Source organism: Streptomyces sp. NPDC001832 (assembly GCF_040297265.1).
In the GTDB taxonomy this organism is placed as follows: Bacteria; Actinomycetota; Actinomycetes; order Streptomycetales; family Streptomycetaceae; genus Streptomyces.
The window spans coordinates 34,104-56,620 of the sequence record NZ_JBEOYU010000027.1; the positions used below are offsets into that span (position 1 = coordinate 34,104).

A 22,517-nucleotide genomic window follows, 5' to 3' on the forward strand; every position below is an offset into this window, starting at 1 on the left:
GGTACAAAGAAGCCCCGCTCGACTGTCGTAAGCCGCGGGATTCATGCCTGATTCGCCCTTTCCGGGGGGTTCGAGGAGTCTTGTGGGCCTCTTCGAGCCCTGCGGAATCGCGGGGGGAACGGAACGGGCACCGGACCGCACGAAGGGGGGACGTGCTGATGACCCAGCCGCCCAGTCAGCAACCGCCGCAGGGGGGCTTCGGCGCACCGCAGGAGCCGCCGCAGGGAAGTCCTCAGCCGCCGCAGACCCCGCCACCCCCGCAGCCCGGCTACGGCTACCCGCAGACGCCCGGTCAGGCCCCGGGCCAGGCCCCCGGTTACGGCTACCCGCAGCAGCCCGGCCCGTACAACCAGCCGCAGCAGCCCGGCCCCTACGCCCAGCAGCCGGGCCCGTACGCCCAGCAGCCCGGCCCGTACAACCAGCCGACGCAGCCCGGTTTCGGTTACCCGCAGCAGCAGTACCCCGGAGCACCGGGCCCCGGCGGTCCGGGTGGCGGCGGCAAGTCCTCCAAGCGTAAGCCCGCGTTGATCATCGGCGCCGCGGCCGTCGCGCTCCTGGTGATCGGCGGCGGCATATCCATCGCCATGAGCGGGAGCGGCGACGACAAAGAGCCCGTTGCGGAGAAGAGCGGCGACGCCGAGCCGAGCAACTCGCCCGCTGTCAACGAGGGCGACGGCAATGGCGACGGCCGCGAGGTCGACGACGATCTCAACGCCGGGCGCAAGGCCGGCGAGGCGAAGGTCCTCTGGCTGCAGAAGAACGACGTCGACCTGCCACGCAACGGCTCGGACGTGTACGGCCCCTGGGTCGTCGGCGACACCGTGGTCAAGGGTATGTACCGTACGGTCTCCGGCTACTCCGTGGCCGACGGCAAGCAGAAGTGGACCGTGAAGCTGCCCGCCGAGCTGTGCGCGGCACCCTCGCAGCCCACCACCGACGGCAAGATCGTCATCGGGGTCGAGAACGGCACCACCGACACGGCGGACTGCGCGGACCTCCAGATGATCGACCTCAACACCGGCAAGGTCGGCTGGAAGAAGTCGATCAAGAAGAACGGCATCGGGGACATCCTGTCGGACATCTCCCTCGCCATCAGCGGTGACACCGTGGCGGTCGGGCGCATCGGCAACTCCAGCGCCTACCGGGTCAGTGACGGCAAGGAACTGTTCGGCAACCAGCCGGGCGACTGCCAGCCGTTCGCTTTCGCCGGCGGGCCCAAGCTGATCGCCGCGTCCAACTGCCGCACCGATGATGTGGACAATCCCCAGCAGCAGATCCAGGAGCTCGACCCGGTCACGGGGAAGCCCCGATGGACGTACCAGGCCAAGCGCGGATGGGAGATCGACCGGGTCTACTCGGTGAGCCCGCTGGTGGTCTCGCTGAAGCAGGACAAGCAGTGGGGCATCCTCGCGCTCAATGAGAACGGCACGCGCCGCTCCGGGCTCGTCAGCGACAAGGGCGACAAGTTCGAGACGGACTGCGGCAACGCCTTCGCCGCCTTCGGTAATTCCCTGGACGGCTGCACCGGTGTCGCCGCCGATGCCAATACGTTCTACATGTCGACTGCGCCGGAATCCAGCGGCACCGCCAGTACGAACAAGGTCGTGGCATTCGACCTGAACACCGGCAAGTCCAAGTGGAAGGCCGCGGCCCCGGCCGGGCGCACGATGAAGCCGCTGCGCATGGACGGCGGCAATGTGCTGCTCCATGTGAAGGCCGGGTACGACGGGGGTGGCGGGATCGCCACGCTCGCACCGACCGGCGGCACCCCGCAGATGGTGCTGAAGCACCCCGCGTCGACGGCCGAGATCGAGAACTCCTTCTACAACTCGAAGATCGTCTACGCGGGCGGCCGTTCCTTCATCGCGAGCGGACGGGTCAGCGCGCGGAACGACGAGGAAGAGCTGAAGACGAAGACCATGATGGCCTTCGGTAACTGACGGCTCACCCAGGCTTTCGACGGACCCGACCCACCAACTCCCTTTCCCCCGAGGTACGTACGCCATGACGCAGCCCCCCCAGCCGCCCAACGAGCCACCCCAGGGCGGATTCGGTGCCCCGCAGGACCCTCCGCCGGGTGGTTTCGGGGCACCGCCCCCGCCGCCCGCCGACCCGTTCGGCCAGCAGCAGGCCACCCCGCCCGCGGGCGGATTCGGCGCCCCGCAGCCCCCGCCGCCCGCGGGCACTGGGCAGCAGCCAGGCCCGGTTTACGGCTATCCGCAGGGGCAGCCCCCGCAGCCGGGCTACGGCTACCCCCAAGGGCAGCCCCCGCAGCCGGGTTACGGCTACCCGCAGGGGCAGCCCCCGCAACCCGGATACGGCTACCCGCAGGCGCCCGTGCCCGGACAGCCGCAGCAGGGTTACGGATTCCCGCAGGGCATGCCGCCCGGTCAGCCGCCGCAGCAGGGGTACGGCTACCCGACCCCCCCGATGCAGCAGCACCCGCAGCCCCAGCAGAGCGGGAACGGTGGCAAGAAGTTCACCACCCGGATGCAGATCATCGTCGCCGCGTCGGTCGCCGTGGTGCTGATCGTCGCTACGGGTGTCTGGTTGGCCTCCGGCGGCGGTGACGAAGACAAGAAGGGCCAGGCGTCCCAGACGGGCGGCTCCGCCGGCGGCGGTGAGGGCGGCACCATTGGTGGCGACGGCAAGGAGAAGGCACCGGCAGACCCCAATTCCAGGCTCGCCTTCAAGCTGCCGGAACCGAAGGTCGACGACATCACCAAGGTCGACGGTTCCTGGATGACCGACAAGGCGTACGTGAAGACCGGCGTGAACGAGATCGTCGGCTACGACGCGGTCAAGGGCACCAAACTGTGGTCCATCCCGCTGCCGGGCCAGCTCTGCGCAGCCTCCCGGCACATGTCCAAGGACTACAAGACGGCCATCGCCTTCGAGCCCGGCAAGCCGACCAAGGCCAAGAGGTACCAGCCGTGCAACCAGATCGGTGCGCTCGACCTGAACACCGGCAAGCTGATGTGGAGCAAGTCGGTGACCGCCGCCACCAGCGGTGACGAGCCGATCAGGTACAACGAGGTCACGCTCAGCGGCACCACGGTCGCCGCGGCCGGCACCGAGGGCGGCGCGGCGTTCGACCTCAACACCGGCGCCGAGCTCTGGAAGCCCAAGGCGTCCACCGACGGCTGCTACGACGCGGGCTACGGCGGCGGCGAGGCACTCGCTGTCGTCCGCAAGTGCGGTACGTACGACGACCCACAACTCGTCATCCAGGCGCTGAACCCGACCACCGGCGCCCCGCTCTCCTCGTACAACATGCCGCCCGGCGTCGAGTACGCGAGCATCGTCTCCACCAAGCCGCTGGTCGTCGCGGCCGACGTCGGCGACACCGCCGGTGACGGCAGCGGCATCTCGGACTTTTTCTCGATCGACGCCAACACCGGCAAACTGCTCACCAGGATCGCGGCGGACGGCGAGAAGTACGCCGCGCGCTGCCAATCCACCGCGGTCGAGAGCTGCAAGAAGCTGGCCGTCGGCAACAACCGCATCTACGTGCCGACCGAGGCCCACGAGGGCACCGGCGAGTACGGCGACACCAACGAGATCGTCTCCTTCGACCTCACCACGGGCAAGCCGACCAGTGACCGGGCGGACGCGGGCGACCGCTACACGATGTTCCCGCTCCGTATGGACGGCGGCAACATCATCGCGTACAAGACGCCCCCGTACGACAAGGGCGGCCAGATCGTCTCCATCGACGGCTCCACCTTCAAGCAGACCGTGCTGATGGAGAACCCGGCCGAGAAGTCCGTCCGCGACGCCGAGAGCAGCTTCACCCCGGACTACTCCGAAATTCTCTACTCCGCCGGCCGGTTGTACATATCCCAGACGATGCTCAGCAAGTCGAGTGGGGCCTCGTTGAGCGGCAAGAAGTACCTCGCAGTCTCCTTCGGCACCAGCTGATCCGCACGCAGTTGCTGCGACCCGGCCCTGTCCGGTCGATCATCCGACCGGCAGGGCCGATCGTTTTCCCTCGATCGTTTTCCGCCCGTTGAACAGCCCCGAATGACGGATAATCCGACACTCCCGGGGGCTTCTGCCGGGTAAGGGGTCCGGAACGTCGAACAAGCGTGTAACTTGCCGGGTCAGGGCGGGCCGGGGGGCCTGGCGCCGGTGCTTTGGGGGTGCTCGATGAGCGTGCGGCTCATGGTGGTCGATGATCACAGACTGCTCGCCGAGGCGCTCGCTTCGGCGTTGAAACTCCGGGGCCACCGGGTGCTCGCGGCGGCCGCGCCGACCTCGGGGGCGGCGGAGCTGGTGGTCAGCAGGGCTCCGGAGGTCTGTCTGTTCGGTACCGCGGCACCTGCCGAACCGGGCGCCTTCGCCCCGATCGTACGGATCCGGCGCGAGCGCCCCCAAGTGGCCGTGGTGGTGCTCGGGCCCGTGCCCAGTCCGCGCGGGATCGCGGCGGCCTTCGCGGCAGGCGCCGCGGGATATGTGCGGCACGACGAGCGCATGGAGGGCGTCGAACGGGCGATGGTCAAGGCGCGAGCCGGAGAGACCGCGGTGGCGCCGCGACTGCTCCAGGGCGCCTTCGCCGAGCTGCTCAATCCGGCCGCGGCGCCGGACGACGAAGGGCAGCGACTGCTGCAGATGCTCACCCCGCGCGAGGTCGAGGTCCTGGTGCGGGTCGCGGAGGGCGAGGACACCCGGCTGATCGCGGCCGGGATGCGGATCGCGTCGAGCACCGCGCGTACGCATGTGCAGCGGGTGCTGATGAAGCTGGGCGTCGGCTCCCGGCTGGAGGCCGCGGCGCTCGCGGCCCGCACGGGGCTGCTGGACCGGGCGGCGCAGCCGGACAAGCGCGGGCCCGGCGGCAACGGGTGATGCCGCCGGGCCCCTGCTGAAGGCGGTACGTCAGCCGTCGGCCGGGTCCAGGCCGTCAGTCGGTGCCTCCTCGGCGTCCGGGGACTCGGTTCCGTAGACCAGACCGATGCTGAGGACGACGACGAAGCGGATCGCCGGGATCGTGTAGCCGAGCCCGTTCGCAGGGAGCCTCGGCGGCTGTTCTTGTGTTCAAAAACTGAACACTTTCCCGGGGAACTTGTTTGATTGTGATCGTATGGCCGGTAAATCCAGGCAGGAACCGGCAGAGATGGGCCCCGATAGACCCTGCTGCGCATGCAACCCCTGTGCATCATTGACGGGCCTGTTGGCTTGTGGTTCATTGTGTTTGGTTATGTTTGGAGGAACCTGGTGAAGAAGACGGTTACGGCGCTCGCCGACGGCCGGGAGCTGCTCTACTACGACAGCCGTGACGACGTCGTGCGTGACGCCGTCGACCGGCGGCCCCTCGATACCGTCTCGACCTCGTCCGAGATCCGCCGTGACCCGTTCCTCGGTGACAGCGTCGCCATCGCCTCGCACCGCCAGGGCCGCATCTACCACCCACCGGCCGACGAGTGCCCGCTCTGCCCCTCGCGGGACGGCCGGCTGAGCGAGATCCCCGAGGCGGACTACGACGTCGCCGTCTTCGAGAACCGCTTCCCCTCGCTCGCCGGTGACTCCGGCCGCTGCGAGGTCGTCTGCTTCACCTCCGACCACGACGCGTCGTTCGCCGACCTCAGCGAGGACCAGGCCGCCCTGGTCCTGGAGGCATGGACCGACCGCACCGCCGAACTCGCCGGGCTCGACCAGGTCCAGCAAGTGTTCTGCTTCGAGAACCGGGGCGCCGAGATAGGCGTCACGCTCGGCCATCCGCACGGGCAGATCTATGGCTACCCCTTCGTCACCCCACGGACCGAGCTGATGCTCCGCTCGATGGAGGCCCACCGCGCCAAGACCGGCCGCAACCTCTTCGACGATGTGGTGGCCCGCGAGGAGAAGGACGGCTCGCGGATCGTCATCAGCGGCGAGCACTGGGTCGCCTTCGTGCCGTACGCGGCGCACTGGCCGTACGAGGTCCATCTCCACCCCCGTCGCCGCGTCCCCGACCTGCGGGAACTCGACGAGGCGGCGCGCACGGAGTTCCCGCGGATCTATCTGGAACTCTTGAGGCGATTCGACCGGATCTTCGGCCCCGGCGAGCCGCCGACCCCGTACATCTCGGCCTGGCACCAAGCCCCGTTCGGTGTCCCCGGGCGGGAGGGCTTCGGGCTCCATCTGGAGCTTTTCACCATCCGACGCACCTCCGGCAAGCTGAAGTTCCTAGCGGGTTCCGAATCCGGCATGAATGTGTTCATCAACGATGTGCCGCCGGAGGCCGCGGCCCAGCGACTGCGAGAGGTAGCGAGCGAGTGAGCAAGCCCCAGAAGAAGTACCTGGTCACGGGTGGCGCGGGCTACGTCGGCAGCGTGGTCGCCCAGCATCTGCTGGAGGCCGGTCACGCGGTCACCGTCCTCGACGACCTCTCGACCGGGTTCCGGGAGGGCGTCCCGGCCGGGGCCGAGTTCATCGAGGGCCGCGTCCAGGACGCGGCCAAGTGGCTGGACCCCTCCTATGACGGGGTGCTGCACTTCGCCGCGTACTCTCAGGTCGGCGAGTCCGTCACGGACCCGGAGAAGTACTGGGTGAACAACGTCGGCGGGTCCGTCGCGCTGCTCGCCGCGATGCGCGACGCCGGAGTGCGGACCCTGGTCTTCTCCTCCACCGCCGCCACCTACGGCGAACCGGCCACTACCCCCATCACCGAGTCCGACGCGACCGCGCCCACCAACCCCTACGGCGCCACCAAGCTCGCCGTCGACCACATGATCACCGGCGAGGCGGCCGCGCACGGGCTGGCCGCCGTCTCGCTGCGCTACTTCAACGTGGCCGGGGCGTACGGCAGTTGCGGGGAGCGGCACAGCCCCGAGTCGCACCTCATTCCGCTGGTCCTCCAGGTCGCCCTCGGCCGGCGCGAGTCGATCTCGGTGTACGGCGACGACTACCCGACCCCCGACGGCACCTGTGTCCGCGACTACATCCATGTCGCCGACCTCGCCGAGGCCCACTTGCTGGCCCTGGACGCGGCCACCGCGGGCGAGCACCTGATCTGCAACCTCGGCAACGGCAACGGCTTCTCGGTGCGCGAGGTCATCGAGACCGTCCGCGAGGTCACCGGCCACCCCGTCCCGGAGACCACGGCCCCCCGCCGCGCCGGTGACCCCGCCGTGCTGGTCGCCTCCGCCGCCACCGCCCGGGAGCGGCTCGGCTGGACGCCGTCGCGCGCGGACCTGACCGGAATCGTCTCCGACGCCTGGACGTTCGCCCGCCGCGAGGAGCCCACCGCCCCATGACCGACGACGCCGAGCTGCTTACCGCTTTCACCGAGCTGTACGGCACCGCCCCCGAAGGAGTCTGGGCGGCGCCCGGCCGGGTCAACCTGATCGGCGAGTACACCGACTTCAACGACGGCTTCGTGATGCCGCTCGCCCTGCCGCACACCGCACGCGCGGCCGTCGCCCGCCGCACCGACGGCGAGCTGCGGCTCCACTCGACCGACGTACCGGGCGGCGTCGTCCGGCTCCGGCTCGACGAACTGGCCCCGCATCAGGGGCACGGCTGGGCCGCATACCCGGCCGGAGTCGTCTGGGCGCTGCGCGAGGCCGGTCACCCGGTGACAGGGGCGGACATCCAGCTGACCTCCACCGTCCCCACCGGCGCCGGACTCTCCTCCTCCGCGGCCCTCGAAGTCGTCACCGCGCTGGCTCTGAACGACCTCTTCGAACTGGGACTCTCCGCCCCGGAGCTGGCGGTCATCGGCCAGCGCGCCGAGAACGCCTTCGTCGGCGTGCCGTGCGGGGTCATGGACCAGATGGCATCCGCCTGCTGCACCGAGGGCCACGCCCTGTACCTCGACACCCGCGACCTCACCCAGCGCCAGATCCCCTTCGACCTGGCCGCCCACGGGCTGCGGCTGCTGGTCGTCGACACCCAGGTCAAGCACGCGCTCGGCGACGGCGCGTATGCCGAGCGGCGGGCCGGCTGTGAGGCGGGGGCCGCCGCGCTCGGCCTGCGGTCGCTGCGCGAGCTGCCGTTCGACGGGCTCGGCGCGGCCCTGGACACCCTGGCCGAGGCGGACGTCGACGAGTCCGTGGTGCGCTACGTACGCCATGTCGTCAGCGACAACCACCGGGTGGAACAGATCATCGCCCTGCTCGACGCGGGAGACGTGCGGGCCGCGGGCCCGGTCCTCGACGCCGGGCACGCCTCGCTCCGCGACGATCTGCGGGTCTCCTGCCCGGAGCTGGACCTGGTGGTGTCGGCGGCGGGCGAGGCCGGGGCGCTCGGTGCCCGGATGACCGGCGGCGGCTTCGGCGGCTCGGCGATCGTGCTGGTGGACGAGACGCAGGCGGACACGGTCACCAAGTCCGTGCTGGAGGCGTTCGCTTCGGCGGGTTACGCGACGCCGCGGATCTTCCCCGCCGTTCCTTCGGCGGGTGCCCGGCGTCTCAGCTGAGGTCCCCTTCTGTCTCAAGACGGAACATCCACCACAGTCTGCGGAGCAGAGCCGGTCAGTTCTGCGAATCGCCTTCCACACCGGCTCCCCAGCCGTACCCTGATGCACAGCACCGGTGGGGGCCGGTGCTGATTCAGGGGTACGAGACAGTCGGGTACGGCGCCCGGGGCGGGTTGCGGTCGAAACACGGCGGCGGCCGTGGGACTGCGGTCCATTTCCCCGATCCGGGCGGCCGTACCCGCGCCGTTCCGTCCCTTCGTCGGGCCGGGGGCTCAGCAACAAGAGGCGGCATGGGGGTGCCTGTGGTTCGTATCCGGGTTCTCGTGGTGGACGACCACCGCATTTTCGCCGAGTCGCTCGCAGCGGCACTCGCGGCCGAGCCGGACGTCGATGTGGCGGCGGCGGGCAGCGGCCCCACCGCGCTGCGATGTCTGGAACGGGCGGCCGCCGAGGGGCGAGGCTATGACGTGATGCTGATCGATGCCGAACTGGGCATCCTGCCCACAGCGAGGGGCCACCGGGCACCCGTCCCGGTGGCCCGCACCGGGGAGGAAGGCCCGGTGGACGGCATCTCGCTGGTCGCCGGGGTCCATTCGGGCCGGCCGTCCGTGCGTACGGTGGTGCTCGCCGAGAAGGACGACCCGCTCCGGGCCGCGCTGGCGCTGCAGGCCGGGGCCTCGGGCTGGGTCGCCAAGGACTGCTCGCTGCAACGGCTGCTCACGGTCATCCGGGGGGTCCTGCGCGACGAGACGCATCTGCCCCCGGCCCTGCTCACGGGCGTGCTGCGGGAGCTGACGGCAGCGCGCAAGCACCGCACCGAGAGCGAGGAGCTGGTCGAGTCACTGACCCCGCGCGAGCGCGAGGTGCTGCGCTGCATGGTGGCGGGCCTGGGCCGCAAGGCGGTGGCGGAGCGGCTCTACCTCTCCCCGCACACGGTGCGCACGCATATGCAGAACGTGCTGGGGAAGCTCGGCGTGCACTCGACGCTGGCCGCGGTCGCACTGGCCCGACGGGCGGGTGTCGGACCGGTCGATCTGGAACCGGACCGGGCCCTGGTGCCGGGAGCGGCCCTAGCCGGGGATGTTGTCGAACGGGGCGGTCAACTGGCGTAGCAGTCCGGCTAGTTCGCCACGCTGCTGGGCGGACAGCTCGACCAGGATGGCGCGCTCCTGGGCGAGCAGGCCGGCCAGTGACTGGTCGGCCTTGTCGCACCCCTCGGCGGTGAGCCGGACCAGCACGCCGCGGCGGTCGCTGGGGTCGGGGAGCCGCTCGACAAGGTTCTTCTTGGTCAGCCGGTCGATGCGGTTGGTCATCGTGCCCGAGGTGACCAGGGTCTGGGTGAGCAACTGGCCGGGGGACAGCTGATAAGGATCACCCGCACGGCGCAGCGACGTCAGTACATCGAACTCCCACGGCTCCAGATCGTGCTCGGAGAAGGCGATCCGTCGGGCCCGGTCCAGATGACGGGCCAGGCGGGAGACGCGACTGAGTACCTCGAGTGGTTCCACGTCGAGGTCGGGGCGCTCGCGGCGCCATGCAGCGACCAGTCGGTCGACCTCGTCCTCCATGTCGATCAGTGTAGAGGGTCTGTCGACATGAAGTCTCTTGAATTCAAGTGTCTTGACGTCAAGACACTTGAGGCTTGATCCTGGTTCCATGACAACCCCACCCACCTGGGATCCGCAGCAGTACCTGCGCCACGCGGACCATCGCACCCGCCCCTTCCACGATCTCCTGGCCCGCATCGCCGAGCCTCCGGCCGCACCCGCACCCCGTGTCGCCGACCTCGGCTGCGGAGCGGGAAACGTCACTGTCCTCCTCGCCGACCGCTGGCCGAAGGCCCGGATCACCGGCTACGACAACTCCCCGCAGATGCTGGAACGGGCCCGCGCCCACGCCGGCCCCCTCCTGGACTTCGCCGAGGCCGACGCCACGACCTGGGCCCCCGCGGAGCCATACGACCTGATCGTCTCCAACGCCCTGCTCCAGTGGGTCCCGGACCACACCTCCCGCTTCCCTCTCTGGCTGGACGCGATCACCCCCGGCGGGACGTTCGCCTTCCAGGTCCCCGGCAACTTCGACCAGCCCAGCCATGTCCTGATGCGGGAACTCGCCGGGTCCCCGCGCTGGCGCGACCGCCTCGCCGGCGAATTGCGCCACGCCGACGCCGTGCTCAGCCCCGCCGCCTACCTCGACGCGCTGACGGCCCCCGGCATCACGGCGGACGTCTGGGAGACCACGTATCTGCATCTGCTGCACGGCGAGGACCCGGTGCTCGACTGGGTGAAGGGCACCGGCCTGCGCCCCGTCCTGACCGCCCTGGCCGACGACCCCGAGGCCCGCGAGGCATTCCTCGCCGAATACCGCGACCTGCTCCGCACCGCGTACCCGGCGGGCCCGCACGGCACGGTCTTCCCGTTCCGCCGCATCTTTGCCGTGGCCCGCAGGGAGACGCGGTGATCAACGCCGTCGTCAGAGCCGGTCGAGCGCGTCCAGCGTGATGTCGATGTCGATCGGGAACGGCACACCCGTCTTGAGCCGGTCGTGGTGGATCCCGGTCAGGGCGTACGTCTTGGACACGGGGTCCAGCTCGTAGACCCGTACCACCGGGTGCTGGTCTGTGCCGGTCATCTCGACCAACCAGAAATTCGGGATACCGGCCGCGGCGTACTTCTGCGGCTTGGCGTCGCGGTCGCGGGCCTCGGAGTCGGGGGAGACGACCTCGACGGCGAGGAGGACGTCGGCGGCCTGGAAGCGGGTCAGGTCCGGTCCGGTGACGGCTTCGGCGCGGACGACGGAGATGTCGGGCTCGGGGCCGTTGCGGCGGTCGAGGACCACCGTCATCTCACGCACGGCTTTCAGCTCACGAGGTGCGCAGCTGCGCAGCCCGTACATCAACAGGTCGATCATGCGGCTGTGGAAGATCCGCTGTGGACTCACAAAAACCAGGCTCCCGTCGAGCAGTTCAGTGTGCGGCGGGAGATCGGGCAAGGTGAACAGGTCGTCCACCGTGTATCCGTCCTGGGGCGGCACCGGCCAGCGGGAGCTGTGCGCGGTGATCGGCTCGGCGGTCATGGTTCCTCCCATGGACGGGATTCTGGGCCTGCTCCCTCACGGTAGCGGTCGGAATCGAGCGGCGTCATCACAAAGAGTGACGCCGGCCGGTGTCGACCTCGGCCCGGACGAGGAGACCGCCGCACGCGTGCCGCTGTCCCCAGCGGGAGGCCAGCGCGTCGACGATCAGCAGCCCGCGCCCGTCCTCCTGATCCGGCGATGGCGTGCCCGCCACGGTCGCTCCGCCTCGCCCCTCGTCGATCACTCCGACGACGGCCGTCCGGCCGGTACGGGACAGCACCACGGTGATCGAACGGCTCGCGGTGTGTTCCAGGGCGTTGGCGGCGAGCTCTCCGGTGATCAGTTCCAGGGCGTCTGCTGTGTCCGGTGGTAGTCCCCAGGACCGGGCCGTCGTTCGCACGTAACGGCGGGCCGCGCTCGCGGACACGAGGGTTGTGCCGGGTAAGGAGACCAGGCCCAGCGCCTGTGGAGCGGTGGCGCAGTGTGCGAGGGCGTCGTGGACGATTTCGATGAGCGGCGGCATGACCGCACCTCCTTCAGCGCTCGACATCGGCGTCCACCGAGGTGAGGCGGTCGCCGCGGCTTTCGGCGATGAGCAGGGCGTCGCGCAGTGCGTCGGCCAACTGGGCGGTCAGGAGCCTGAGTTCCGAGGTCTCGGGTGTGGCGTCGGAGAGTACGACTCGTACGTGGTCGAGGAGCTTGCCCGCGAGGCCGAGCTGTACGTACTCGATCTGGTCGGCGAGCCGGGACAACGGGCCGGTGCCGTCGGTGGAGAGGTAGCAGGGCCTCCCGTCCTCCCCGGTCCAGGGCAGCAGCCGGATCATCGGGCCACCTCCATGCCATGGATGCGGCGCGGGCCGACGTCGATGCCGTACGTCGCGAGCCAGAGCGCCCGGCGGCGGCTGCGCTGCTCGGGGGTGAGCAGGTAGGGGCGGACCAGGGCGGTGGCCCGGCCGTCGATGGGGGTGTCGGTGGCGTACGGCCCGGGGCAGGAGCCCGGGGAGGCGGCCTGCGGGGGTGTGGGGGAGGGGTGCAGGGCGCGGTGCCGGCCGCGTGGGGCGAAGAGGCTTCGCAGTCGGGCGGTGGTGCGGGTGGCGAGGCTGGTCATGACCTCAACTCCCTTTCCTGGGGCAGGTGGACGGGGCAATTCGCGCAGACCTCCACGGCCCAGCCGAGACGTCCGCCATCGGGGCTGTGGGTGTACGCGTGGCCGCCGGGCCGGAGGGCTTCGGTGCTGCCGCAGCGGGCGCAGGCGAGTCTGGCGAGGCGGAGGCGGGTCTCGGGGGTGAGGGAGATCAGGTCGTGGACCTTGGTGCGTACGTCTTCGGAGCCGGTTGGAGCCGACTTCTTCGCAGGCATGACTCCCATCCCTTCCTTCTGGGCTGACGCGAGAAAGCGCTCCTCTGAGATCGCTAAAAGCGATCAAGAGCACACGTGGAGTGCTTGTTGAGTACCGTGTCATTGAATTTCAATCAGTGATAGCTCTATGGGTGGGATTCCTTCGGAGGGGTGAACGCCGGTGGACCGAGATGAAGCACTGACTGCCGCGTACGCTCGGCGTGTTGATTGCATCGCTGGACAAGCTGGCGGCAAAAACAGCCGCGTTGGAGGAGCACCGTGACCGTACGAGGCTCGGCAGGGCCGGCTGGGCGCATGCAGATCGCCCGTGGGCTGAAGGCGCTTCGCATGCGAGCCGGCCTCACTCAGTCCGAGGTGGCCAAACGGGCCGGTGTCTCCGTCGGAACCGTGAACCGGTACGAGACCTGGCAGGACCGCGCCAAGCTCAGAGTGCCCACCGTGAGCGCGCTCGCGGAAACCTGCGGTGCTTCACCTCAAGAACGCGAGGCGTTGGTCGAACTCGTCCGCAACCAGCAGAACGGCTGGTGGATGGATCACCCCGGTTTGCCTGAAGTCATGGACCCGCTGATGTCCTTCGAAGACGTGGCCGAGTACGAGCACGTCTACGCCAACGCACTGGTTCCCGGGCTGCTCCAGACGCCTGACTACGCGCTTGCGCTCCACCGGGCGCAGGATGTCCGGGCGGAGGTGGAGGCGGACGCGATCGCAGAAAAGGTCGACGCACGAATCAGGCGTCAGGCGATCCTGGAGCGCTCGCCCGCCCTTCACTTGTGGGTCGTTCTCGACGACGCTGTTCTCCGCCGCCCTGTCGGGGGTCCGGACGTGATGTCCGCGCAGATCGACCACCTGAGCACCATGGCCCAGCGTCCCAACGTGGACATCCAGGTGCTCAAGTTTGCCGCGGGGGCTCACGCCGCAGGGTCTGGCGGACACTTTCTGATCCTTGGACGGGACGACGAGAAGAATCCGCTCAACAGCATGAACGTGGTCTACCTCGAACTGCACAAGCGCGGCCTATATCTCGACGCTCCCACCGAAGTGCAGAGCTACAAGCTGATGTTTGATTACTTGCGATCCCAAGCGGCCGATACGTCGAACAGCGTCGAACTGCTGGCCGCAGCACGACAGGAGCTGATCCGATGAACAATGCACCAACCAATGCCCAGTTCGCTGCTACGGACTGGACGAAGAGCAGCTACAGCGCAGCCGACAACGAGTGCGTGGAGGTTGCATTCGCCCGGTTGTGGGTCGGGGTCCGGGACTCGAAAGCAAGGCAGGGGCCCGTACTCCCTGTGACCGTGGAAGCGTTCACCGCGTTCGTGAACGGGGTGAAGGGCGAGGAGTTGACGTGAGAGCGCCAGCCGAATCGCGCCGGCCAAGAGCCTGTCGGGTGATCTCTGATACCGGCGCTTCTGGCGCGGTAGTGGATGGTGGCACCAGCGCCTCTAAGACGGTGAGTTCCGGTGGTGAAGGACCTCGGCTCGACCACTTCTCGCCTCTACTTCGAGTGGGAGAGACTGTGACCTCTTCCTTGGCCCGTACGGCTCTCTCGCCTCGGATCTGTACGGGCATCCCGAGGCATCGACTTGGGTTCGCTCGTTGCCGAGTCGGCTGGACCGTGGACAGCGCGGCAGGACTCACGGCTGGGCCGCCCCAGCTGGGCCGCCCCAGCTGGGGCGGCCCGATCAGGCTGACCGCTCGGGCCGACCGCCCTGGGCGCCGCCCCCTCAGCTCTTGCGGTGCCCCATCAGCCGCGGGTTCGACTCCAGGTTCTCCAGGCCGTGCCAGGCCAGGTTCACCAGATGGGCGGCGACCTCCGACTTCTTCGGCTTGCGGGCGTTGACCCACCACTGGCCGGTCAGGGCGACCATGCCGACCAGCGCCTGCGCGTACAGGGGGGCCAGTTTCGGGTCGAAGCCGCGGGCCTTGAATTCCAGGCCCAGGATGTCCTCCACCTGGGTGGCGATGTCGCTGATCAAGGAGGCGAAGGTGCCCGTCGACTGGGCGACGGGGGAGTCGCGGACCAGGATGCGGAAGCCGTCGGTGTACGTCTCGATGTAGTCGAGCAGGGCGAAAGCGGCCTGTTCCAGGAGTTCGCGGGGATGGCCCGCGGTCAGGGCGCCGGTGACCATGTCCAGGAGCTGGCGCATCTCGCGGTCGACCACGACGGCATACAGGCCCTCCTTGCCGCCGAAGTGCTCGTAGACGACCGGCTTGGAGACGCCCGCCCGGGCCGCGATCTCCTCGACCGAGGTGCCCTCGAAGCCCTTGTCGGCGAAGAGGGTGCGGCCGATGTCCAGCAGCTGCTCGCGGCGTTCCTTGCCGGTCATCCTCACGCGGCGGGTACGCCGCATGGAAGAGGGACGGTTCTTCTCGCTGCTCGTGCTGCCGTCGGTCGCCACATCGTCAATCATGCCGCGTCGGCGCGCGCGGGGTGGCGGCGGGCATCGATCCGGGCGGAGTCCGGCCAGCGCACGTCGTATGCCCAGCCCAGTTTCTCGAACCAGCGGATCAGCCGGGCGCTCGAATCGATCTGGCCCTTCAGCACGCCGTGGCGCGCGCTCGTCGGGTCCGCGTGGTGCAGGTTGTGCCAGGACTCGCCGCAGGACAGGACCGCGAGCCACCACACGTTGCCGGACCGGTCACGGGACCTGAAGGGGCGCTTGCCCACCGCGTGACAGATGGAGTTGATCGACCAGGTGACGTGGTGCAACAGGGCCACCCGTACGAGAGAGCCCCAGAAGAAGGCGGTCGCCGCGCCCCACCACGACATCGTCACCAGCCCGCCGGCCAGCGGCGGAAGCGCCAGCGACACGGCCGTGAAGGTGAAGAAGTGGCGGGAGATCCTGCGGATCGCCGGGTCCTTGATCAGGTCGGGGGCGTACTTCTGCTGCGGGGTCTGCTCCTCGTCGAACATCCAGCCGATGTGCGCCCACCAGAGGCCCTTCATCAGGGCGGGGAGGGTCTCGCCGTAACGCCACGGCGAGTGCGGGTCGCCCTCCACGTCGGAGAAGCGGTGGTGTTTGCGGTGGTCGGCCACCCAGCGCACCAGCGGGCCCTCCACGGCCAGCGAACCCGCGATGGCCAGGGCGACGCGGAGTGGGCGCTTGGCCTTGAAGGAGCCGTGGGTGAAGTGGCGGTGGAAGCCGATCGTGATGCCGTGGCAGCCGATGAAGTACATCGCCACGAGCAGACCCAGATCGAGCCAGCTCACACCTCGGCCCCAGGCCAGCGGCACCGCGGCGACCAGCGCCACGAACGGCACCACGATGAACAGCAGAAGGGCGAACTGTTCGACCGACCGTTTGCTGTCCCCGCCGAGCGTGGCGGAGGGCAGGGTCTGACCGTCGGCCGCCGGTGGCTGGGTGTCGTCGATCACAGCGGGGCTGGTGTTCATGGGGAGTCCCGTGGGGATGAGGAATACGACGGATGGCTCTGACTACGCATCCGTAACCTACGGCTACGAATCAGTGACCTACGGCTACGTAAGCATGGCAGTGCGGAGGCCCGCTGCACGAGAGCGTGACGGGCCGCCCGTGACGGGGAAACCCGATTGGGGTGCGAGCGGCGCCGACGGCATGGAGACCTATCCTGGTGGGGTCGGACAGCGCGGTCCGCACTCTGCCTTCCCGGGGTGGTGTCAGAACCGCTGCCAGCGTCGGGCCCCGGAGATCCCGTTTCCACCCGTCTCCCACCGCCCCCCTTGTTGGGAGTCGCTACGCGACGCACCTTCTCATTCACTGCAAGGAGCCGCACACCGTGAGCAGTGCCGACCAGACCCCCGCCGCCAGCCCCGGGCTGCGCGCCGACATCCGCCGCCTCGGCGATCTGCTGGGCGAGACCCTGGTACGCCAGGAGGGCCAGGAGCTCCTCGACCTCGTCGAGCGGGTCCGCGCCCTGACCCGCACCGACGGCGAGGCCGCGGCCGAGCTCCTCGGCGACACGGACCTGGAGACCGCCGCGCAGCTCGTGCGCGCCTTCTCCACCTACTTCCACCTCGCCAACGTCACCGAGCAGGTCCACCGCGCCCACGAGATGCGTGACCGGCGCGCCGCCGAGGGCGGTCTCCTCGCCCGTACCGCCGACCGGCTGAAGGACGCGGACCCGGTCCACCTGCGCGAGACCGTCAAGAACCTGAACGTACGGCCCGTCTTCACCGCGCACCCGACCGAGGCCGCGCGGCGCTCCGTGCTGAACAAGCTCCGCCGCATCGCCGAGCTGCTGGAGACGCCCGTCATCGACGCCGACCGGCGCCGCCAGGATCTGCGACTCGCCGAGAACATCGACCTCATCTGGCAGACCGACGAGCTGCGCGTGGTCCGGCCCGAGCCCGCCGACGAGGCCCGTAACGCCATCTACTACCTCGACGAACTGCACACCGGCGCCGTCGGGGACGTACTGGAGGACCTGGCGGCCGAGCTGGAGCGGGTCGGTGTGGAACTGCCCGCGGGCACCCGCCCCCTCACCTTCGGTACATGGATCGGCGGCGACCGCGACGGCAACCCCAACGTGACGCCCGCCGTCACCCGGGAGGTGCTGATCCTCCAGCACGAGCACGGCATCACCGACGCGCTGGAGCTCGTCGACCACCTGCGCGCGCAGCTGTCCAACTCCATCCGCTACACCGGCGCCACCGACGAGCTGCTGACCTCGCTCCAGGCCGACCTGGAGCGCCTCCCCGAGATCAGCCCCCGCTACAAGCGGCTGAACGCCGAGGAGCCGTACCGCCTCAAGGCCACCTGCATCCGGCAGAAGCTCCTCAACACCCGTGAGCGCCTCGCCGGCGGCACCCCGCACCGCCCCGGCTGCGACTACCTCGGCACCGCCGACCTCATCGCCGACCTGAAGCTCATCCAGACCTCGCTGCGCGAGCACCGCGGCGGCCTGTTCGCCGACGGGCGGATGGACCGCACGATCCGCACGCTCTCCGCGTTCGGCCTGCAACTCGCCACCATGGACGTACGCGAGCACGCGGACGCCCACCACCACGCCCTCGGCCAGCTCTTCGACCGGCTCGGCGAGGAGTCCTGGCGCTACGCCGACATGCCGCGCGACTACCGGCAGAAGCTGCTCGCCAAGGAACTGCGCTCGCGCCGCCCGCTCGCCCCGACCCCGGCCCCGCTGGACGCCGCGGGCGAGAAGACCCTCGGCGTCTTCCACACCATCAAGGAAGCCTTCGAGCGGTTCGGCCCCGAGGTCATCGAGTCGTACATCATCTCGATGTGCCAGGGCGCCGACGACGTCTTCGCGGCCGCCGTCCTGGCCCGCGAGGCCGGACTGATCGATCTGCACGGCGGCTGGGCCAAGATCGGCATCGTGCCGCTCCTGGAAACCACCGACGAGCTGCGCGCCGCCGACGTGATCCTCGACGAGATGCTCGCCGACCCGTCGTACCGCCGTCTCGTCGCGCTGCGCGGCGAGGTTCAGGAGGTCATGCTCGGGTACTCCGACTCCTCCAAGTTCGGCGGCATCACCACCTCGCAGTGGGAGATCCACCGGGCGCAGCGCCGGCTCCGTGACGTCGCGCACCGATACGGCGTACGGCTGCGGCTCTTCCACGGCCGCGGCGGCACCGTCGGCCGCGGTGGCGGCCCCTCGCACGACGCGATCCTCGCGCAGCCGTGGGGCACCCTCGAAGGCGAGATCAAGGTGACCGAGCAGGGCGAGGTCATCTCCGACAAGTACCTCATCCCGGCGCTCGCCCGGGAGAACCTGGAGCTGACCGTCGCGGCCACCCTCCAGGCCTCCGCGCTGCACACCGCGCCCCGCCAGTCCGGCGAAGCCCTGGCCCGCTGGGACGCGGCGATGGACACCGTCTCCGACGCCGCGCACGCCGCATACCGCAGGCTGGTCGAGGACCCGGACCTGCCCGCGTACTTCTTCGCCTCCACCCCGGTCGACCAGCTCGCGGAGCTGCACCTCGGGTCGCGACCGTCGCGGCGTCCGGACTCCGGCGCCGGCCTGGACGGGCTGCGGGCCATCCCGTGGGTCTTCGGCTGGACCCAGTCGCGGCAGATCGTGCCCGGCTGGTACGGCGTCGGCTCCGGGCTCAAGGCGCTGCGCGAAGCCGGTCTGGACACCGTTCTGGACGAGATGTACGAGCATTGGCACTTCTTCCGGAACTTCATCTCGAACGTGGAGATGACGCTCGCCAAGACCGATCTGCGGATCGCCCGCCACTACGTCGACACACTCGTCCCGGACGAGCTGAAGCATGTCTTCGCCGACATCGAGGCCGAGCACGCGCTCACGGTCCAGGAGGTCTTGAGGGTCACCGGCGGCTCCGAACTGCTCGGCACCAGTCCGGTGCTCCAGCAGACCTTCGCCATCCGGGACGCCTACCTGGACCCGATCTCCTATCTCCAGGTCTCGCTGCTGGCCCGCCAGCGCCGGGCCGCCGAGCGCGGCGAGGAGGCCGACCCGCTGCTCGCCCGGGCCCTGCTGCTCACGGTGAACGGTGTCGCCGCGGGTCTGCGCAACACCGGCTGATCTCGCAGCACGCCAGTGCCCCCACCGGACGCATCCGATGGGGGCACTTTGCTGCGCGGACGTCAGTGCTGCTGGGCCTTGCGGCGGCGCATCACCAGGAAGCCGCCGGACGCGGCGAGTGCCGCGGCGACTGCCGCCATGATGCCGACCGGGGCACTGCTTCCGGTCTCGGCGAGGTTGCCCGAGGCGCCGCCCTGGGAGGCCGAGGCACCGGCCGGGGTGCTCTCCGAGGCGGACGGGGCGCCGGACGGCTGCTCGCCGCCGGGGGTGGACGGGCTGGCGGACGGCGGCGCGGTGGGTTCCCCGCCGGGCTTTGTAGGCTCTTCGCCCGGCTTCGTGGGTTCTTCGCCGGGCTTTGTGGGTTCTTCGCCCGGCTTCGTGGGTTCCTCGCCGGGCTTCGTGGGTTCCTCGCCCGGCTTTGTGGGCTCTTCGCCGGGCTTGCCCGGCTCGCAGTCAGTCTTGAAGACCTTGTGCTTCGCCTTGCCGTTCTCGCCCTCGAAGTTCCAGAACAGCTTGTACTGGCCGTCGGGCAGGGTCATGTCGGCGGTACGGCCGTGGCCGGAACCATCGAGCGCGAAGGCGCCCGTCTTGACCGTCTCGCCCTTGTCCAGGTCATTGTCGGCCCAGGCCTCGATGTGCCACTGGACCTTCTGGGAGGCGTCGAAGCCGAACGCGTCGAGGTAGAAGGAGCAGACCTTCGGCTCGTTCCTTGGAAGCTCCTCGCCGGTCTTGGCGTCGTGGATCTTCACCCTGCCGTTGTCGCCCTTGGGCGTCGCGGAGGCGGAAGGTGCCAGCAGCAGCGAAGCGGTCACCGCGGTGACCAGGGCGCCGGCGGGAATGAGTATGCGCATGGGCAGTCCAACGTGAGAGGTGAGGGATGCCGTGGGGGGTCAGCTCAGCTTCTTGTGGTTGCTTGAGTCCGTCAACGTTGATGTGTGCACATCCGCCCCTTATGCGGCGCTCTGCATCGATGATCCCGGATAACGATCGAGCGAACACATGGTTCCGGCACAGGAGTCCGCACCTCGGGGCGGCCGGGGAGCGGCCCGGAGCGCGGCCCGGGAGTCGTTCAGGGTTCGGCTCAGAGGGCGATGAACGCCGCCATCAGCAGGGTTCCGCCCGCGATCCCGGTGCCCCAGGCGATCCGGGACAGTCGCAGACCGCCGCCGATGATCAGGGCGGCCAGCAACAACGCACCGCCCAGCGGCACCCAGGCATGCAGGAAGCCGGCGGCTCCGGTGCGTACGACGTCGTCCGTGCCGGGCTTCACGACGACGGGGAAGCGGTCGCCCCGCTGCGCCGCGACGGACTTCTCGATCGTCACCCGGACGCGCGCGGTGGCCTGTCCGGACGGTGTGAACGGTCCGGTGCAGACATCGGCGCCGCAGCCCGTGACGGTCATCGTGCCGTGCTCGCGGCCCTTGGCCAGAACGATGTGGTGCGCCGAACTCCAGGAGGACTGCACGCCCGAGATGAGCAGCAGCAGGACGACACAGCCCATGGCGGCGCTGCGGGCGTAGACCAGGGCGCGGTGAGAGGAGCTCCGCTTCATGGGGAGTGATCCTTGGGCAGAGCGACGCGCTTGGTCAACTTGGGCCGACCGGTAAATGGGGGGCGGCACCGCCCATTTACCGGTCGGCCTTATGGCCGAAAATCGCCGGGGTGCCGGCGAGAATGTCAGAGTTGTGCGCGCCGCGACCGTGACTGCGGATGTCAGGAGTTGTACGCGCTCTGCGCGCGCTCCAGTCCCTCCGCGAGCAGGCACTCCACCGAGTCGGCGGCCCGGTCCACGAGGTAGGCGAGTTCCTTGCGCTCGGTGGACGAGAAGTCCTTCAGCACGAAGTCCGCGACCTGCATCCGGCCCGGCGGCCGGCCGATCCCGAACCGGACCCGGTGGTAGTCGGCGCCCATCGACTTGGTCATCGACTTGAGCCCGTTGTGCCCGTTGTCGCCGCCGCCCAGCTTCAGCCGGAGCGTCCCGTAGTCGATGTCCAGCTCGTCATGGATCGCCACGATGTGGTCGGTCGGCACCTTGTAGAAGTCGCGCAGCGCGGTGACGGGGCCGCCGGAGAGGTTCATGTACGACATCGGCTTGGCCAGGATCACCCGGCGGTTCTCCGGTCCCGGCGGACCCATGCGGCCCTCGACGACCTGTGCCTGGGCCTTCTGCGCCCGCTTGAACTTCCCGCCGATCCGCTCGGCGAGGAGGTCGGCGACCATGAAGCCGACGTTGTGCCGGTTCGCCGCGTACTCGGGACCGGGGTTGCCGAGGCCCACGATGAGCCAGGGTTCGGTGGCGTCGGACATCTGCGCTCGGTCTCCTCGCGTACGGATGATTACAGAGAAACGGGGCGACAGGCCCTCGAAGAAGGATCCGCCGCCCCGTCAGTGAAGCAGAGAAGGCGAGGCTGTCAGGCGGCCGCCCGATCAGCGGTCAGCCGACAGCCTCTCAGCCTCAGGCCTCGGCGCCCTCGGCGCCCTCGGCGGCCTCGGCGGCCGGCTCCTCGGCCTGCGCGGCGACGACCTGGAGCACGACGGCGTTCTCGTCGTCGGCCAGCACGGAGCCCTCGGGCAGCGGGATGTCCTTGGCGAGGACGGACGCACCGGCGTCCAGGCCCGCGATGGAGACCGTGACGGACTCGGGGATGTGGGTGGCCTCGGCCTCGACGAGCAGGGTGTTCATCACGTACTCGAGGAGGTTGCCGCCCGGGGCCAGGTCGCCCTCGGTGTGCACGGCGATCTCGACGTTGACCTTCTCGCCGCGCTTGACGGTCAGCAGGTCGACGTGCTCGATGTCGCCCTTGAGCGGGTTGCGCTGCACGGCCTTCGGGATGACCAGGGCGTCCTTGCCCTCGATCTCCAGACCGATCAGGACGTTGGCGGTCTTGAGCGCCATCATCAGGGCGTGGCCCGGCAGAGTGATGTGAACCGGCTCGGCACCGTGGCCGTAGACGACCGCGGGAACCTGGTTGGCGCGGCGGGTGCGGCGGGCGGCGCCCTTGCCGAACTCGGTACGGACCTGGGCGTCGAGCTTGACCTCAGCCATGACTGCACTCCTCGTGGGGTGACGAAATCTGGACGGTCACCCGGCCCACGACAGGCCTGCTACGAAGAGCGCGTCGATAACGGACCGCCGTACGCATGAGTACGGCCTCCCTCGCCGAGCAACTCACTGAGTCTACCCGGCGGGAAGGCC

At 69.5% G+C, this 22,517-nt stretch carries 23 protein-coding genes; 11 read left to right on the top strand and 12 right to left on the bottom strand.

Going from position 1 to position 22,517, the window contains the following annotated elements:
- The first annotated feature begins 158 nt into the window (after positions 1-158).
- The 7 genes from ABT115_RS20875 (at position 159) to ABT115_RS20905 (ending at position 9,510) form a co-directional block, all read left to right on the top strand.
- On the top strand, positions 159-1,940 hold the full coding sequence (locus ABT115_RS20875) for an outer membrane protein assembly factor BamB family protein (protein WP_351791831.1): 1,782 nt from the start codon (positions 159-161) through the stop codon (positions 1,938-1,940).
- Positions 1,941-2,004: 64 nt separating this feature from the next.
- On the top strand, positions 2,005-3,921 hold the full coding sequence (locus ABT115_RS20880; RefSeq protein ID WP_351791834.1) for an outer membrane protein assembly factor BamB family protein: 1,917 nt from the start codon (positions 2,005-2,007) through the stop codon (positions 3,919-3,921).
- A 228-nt stretch (positions 3,922-4,149) separates the two neighbouring features.
- Positions 4,150-4,845 (top strand): helix-turn-helix transcriptional regulator, encoded by a 696-nt coding sequence (locus ABT115_RS20885; protein ID WP_351791837.1) that lies wholly within the window; start codon positions 4,150-4,152, stop codon positions 4,843-4,845.
- A gap of 369 nt (positions 4,846-5,214) precedes the next feature.
- Positions 5,215-6,258 (top strand): galactose-1-phosphate uridylyltransferase, encoded by a 1,044-nt coding sequence (gene galT, locus ABT115_RS20890; RefSeq protein WP_351791840.1) that lies wholly within the window; start codon positions 5,215-5,217, stop codon positions 6,256-6,258.
- Positions 6,255-7,235, top strand: coding sequence for a UDP-glucose 4-epimerase GalE (galE, locus tag ABT115_RS20895; protein WP_351791843.1), 981 nt, complete (start codon positions 6,255-6,257; stop codon positions 7,233-7,235). Before galT ends, galE begins: the two co-directional genes overlap by 4 nt.
- Positions 7,232-8,398, top strand: a complete 1,167-nt coding sequence (galK, locus tag ABT115_RS20900) for a galactokinase (protein WP_351791846.1) — start codon at positions 7,232-7,234, stop codon at positions 8,396-8,398. Before galE ends, galK begins: the two co-directional genes overlap by 4 nt.
- A gap of 302 nt (positions 8,399-8,700) precedes the next feature.
- On the top strand, positions 8,701-9,510 hold the full coding sequence (locus tag ABT115_RS20905) for a LuxR C-terminal-related transcriptional regulator (RefSeq protein ID WP_351791946.1): 810 nt from the start codon (positions 8,701-8,703) through the stop codon (positions 9,508-9,510).
- Here ABT115_RS20905 and ABT115_RS20910 read toward each other — a convergent pair.
- Complete coding sequence (locus ABT115_RS20910; RefSeq protein WP_351791849.1) at positions 9,469-9,966, bottom strand: MarR family winged helix-turn-helix transcriptional regulator; 498 nt, start codon at positions 9,964-9,966, stop codon at positions 9,469-9,471. The two genes, ABT115_RS20905 and ABT115_RS20910, sit on opposite strands and share 42 nt — an antisense overlap.
- Before the next feature lie 88 nt (positions 9,967-10,054).
- Between ABT115_RS20910 and ABT115_RS20915 the strand changes: the two genes are divergently transcribed.
- Positions 10,055-10,858 carry a trans-aconitate 2-methyltransferase gene (locus ABT115_RS20915; RefSeq protein WP_351791852.1) on the top strand — a complete coding sequence of 268 codons (804 nt, stop codon included), beginning with the start codon at positions 10,055-10,057 and terminating at the stop codon, positions 10,856-10,858.
- 12 nt (positions 10,859-10,870) lie between these two features.
- Here ABT115_RS20915 and ABT115_RS20920 read toward each other — a convergent pair whose 3' ends face one another.
- The 5 genes from ABT115_RS20920 to ABT115_RS20940 form a co-directional block, all read right to left on the bottom strand.
- A complete protein-coding gene (locus ABT115_RS20920) occupies positions 10,871-11,473 on the bottom strand; it encodes a Uma2 family endonuclease (RefSeq protein WP_351791949.1) in 603 nt (200 codons plus the stop codon).
- 67 nt (positions 11,474-11,540) lie between these two features.
- A complete protein-coding gene (locus ABT115_RS20925) occupies positions 11,541-11,996 on the bottom strand; it encodes an ATP-binding protein (RefSeq protein ID WP_351791855.1) in 456 nt (151 codons plus the stop codon).
- Between the two features lie 13 nt (positions 11,997-12,009).
- Complete coding sequence (locus ABT115_RS20930) at positions 12,010-12,297, bottom strand: hypothetical protein (RefSeq protein WP_351791858.1); 288 nt, start codon at positions 12,295-12,297, stop codon at positions 12,010-12,012.
- A complete protein-coding gene (locus tag ABT115_RS20935; RefSeq protein ID WP_351791861.1) occupies positions 12,294-12,581 on the bottom strand; it encodes a hypothetical protein in 288 nt (95 codons plus the stop codon). The genes ABT115_RS20930 and ABT115_RS20935 overlap by 4 nt, the downstream gene beginning before the upstream one ends.
- Complete coding sequence (locus tag ABT115_RS20940) at positions 12,578-12,832, bottom strand: hypothetical protein (RefSeq protein WP_351791864.1); 255 nt, start codon at positions 12,830-12,832, stop codon at positions 12,578-12,580. The genes ABT115_RS20935 and ABT115_RS20940 overlap by 4 nt, the downstream gene beginning before the upstream one ends.
- Positions 12,833-13,126: 294 nt before the next feature.
- Here ABT115_RS20940 and ABT115_RS20945 point away from each other — a divergent pair, with 294 nt between their 5' ends.
- Both ABT115_RS20945 and ABT115_RS20950 read left to right on the top strand, forming a co-directional pair.
- Positions 13,127-13,975, top strand: a complete 849-nt coding sequence (locus ABT115_RS20945; protein ID WP_351791867.1) for a helix-turn-helix domain-containing protein — start codon at positions 13,127-13,129, stop codon at positions 13,973-13,975.
- A complete protein-coding gene (locus ABT115_RS20950) occupies positions 13,972-14,184 on the top strand; it encodes a DUF397 domain-containing protein (RefSeq protein ID WP_351791870.1) in 213 nt (70 codons plus the stop codon). The genes ABT115_RS20945 and ABT115_RS20950 overlap by 4 nt, the downstream gene beginning before the upstream one ends.
- Before the next feature lie 375 nt (positions 14,185-14,559).
- Here ABT115_RS20950 and ABT115_RS20955 read toward each other — a convergent pair whose 3' ends face one another.
- The gene (locus ABT115_RS20955) at positions 14,560-15,246 is read right to left on the bottom strand and encodes a TetR/AcrR family transcriptional regulator (RefSeq protein WP_351791874.1); all 687 of its coding nucleotides are present in this window, start codon (positions 15,244-15,246) and stop codon (positions 14,560-14,562) included.
- Entirely contained in the window at positions 15,243-16,229 is a 987-nt protein-coding gene (locus tag ABT115_RS20960) for an acyl-CoA desaturase (protein WP_351791877.1), read from the bottom strand. Before ABT115_RS20960 ends, ABT115_RS20955 begins: the two co-directional genes overlap by 4 nt.
- A gap of 362 nt (positions 16,230-16,591) precedes the next feature.
- Between ABT115_RS20960 and ppc the strand changes: the two genes are divergently transcribed.
- Positions 16,592-19,321 carry a phosphoenolpyruvate carboxylase gene (gene ppc / locus ABT115_RS20965; RefSeq protein WP_351791880.1) on the top strand — a complete coding sequence of 910 codons (2,730 nt, stop codon included), beginning with the start codon at positions 16,592-16,594 and terminating at the stop codon, positions 19,319-19,321.
- Positions 19,322-19,383: 62 nt separating this feature from the next.
- Here the strand turns inward: ppc and ABT115_RS20970 are convergent, their stop codons facing one another.
- From ABT115_RS20970 to ABT115_RS20985, 4 genes are all read right to left on the bottom strand, one after another.
- On the bottom strand, positions 19,384-20,172 hold the full coding sequence (locus ABT115_RS20970; protein WP_351791883.1) for an LAVTG motif-containing sortase-dependent surface protein: 789 nt from the start codon (positions 20,170-20,172) through the stop codon (positions 19,384-19,386).
- Between the two features lie 230 nt (positions 20,173-20,402).
- Positions 20,403-20,873, bottom strand: a complete 471-nt coding sequence (locus tag ABT115_RS20975; protein ID WP_351791886.1) for a hypothetical protein — start codon at positions 20,871-20,873, stop codon at positions 20,403-20,405.
- 161 nt (positions 20,874-21,034) lie between these two features.
- Complete coding sequence (gene pth, locus ABT115_RS20980) at positions 21,035-21,628, bottom strand: aminoacyl-tRNA hydrolase (protein WP_114244947.1); 594 nt, start codon at positions 21,626-21,628, stop codon at positions 21,035-21,037.
- A 148-nt stretch (positions 21,629-21,776) separates the two neighbouring features.
- Complete coding sequence (locus tag ABT115_RS20985; protein ID WP_351791889.1) at positions 21,777-22,367, bottom strand: 50S ribosomal protein L25/general stress protein Ctc; 591 nt, start codon at positions 22,365-22,367, stop codon at positions 21,777-21,779.
- Between the last annotated feature and the right edge of the window lie 150 nt (positions 22,368-22,517).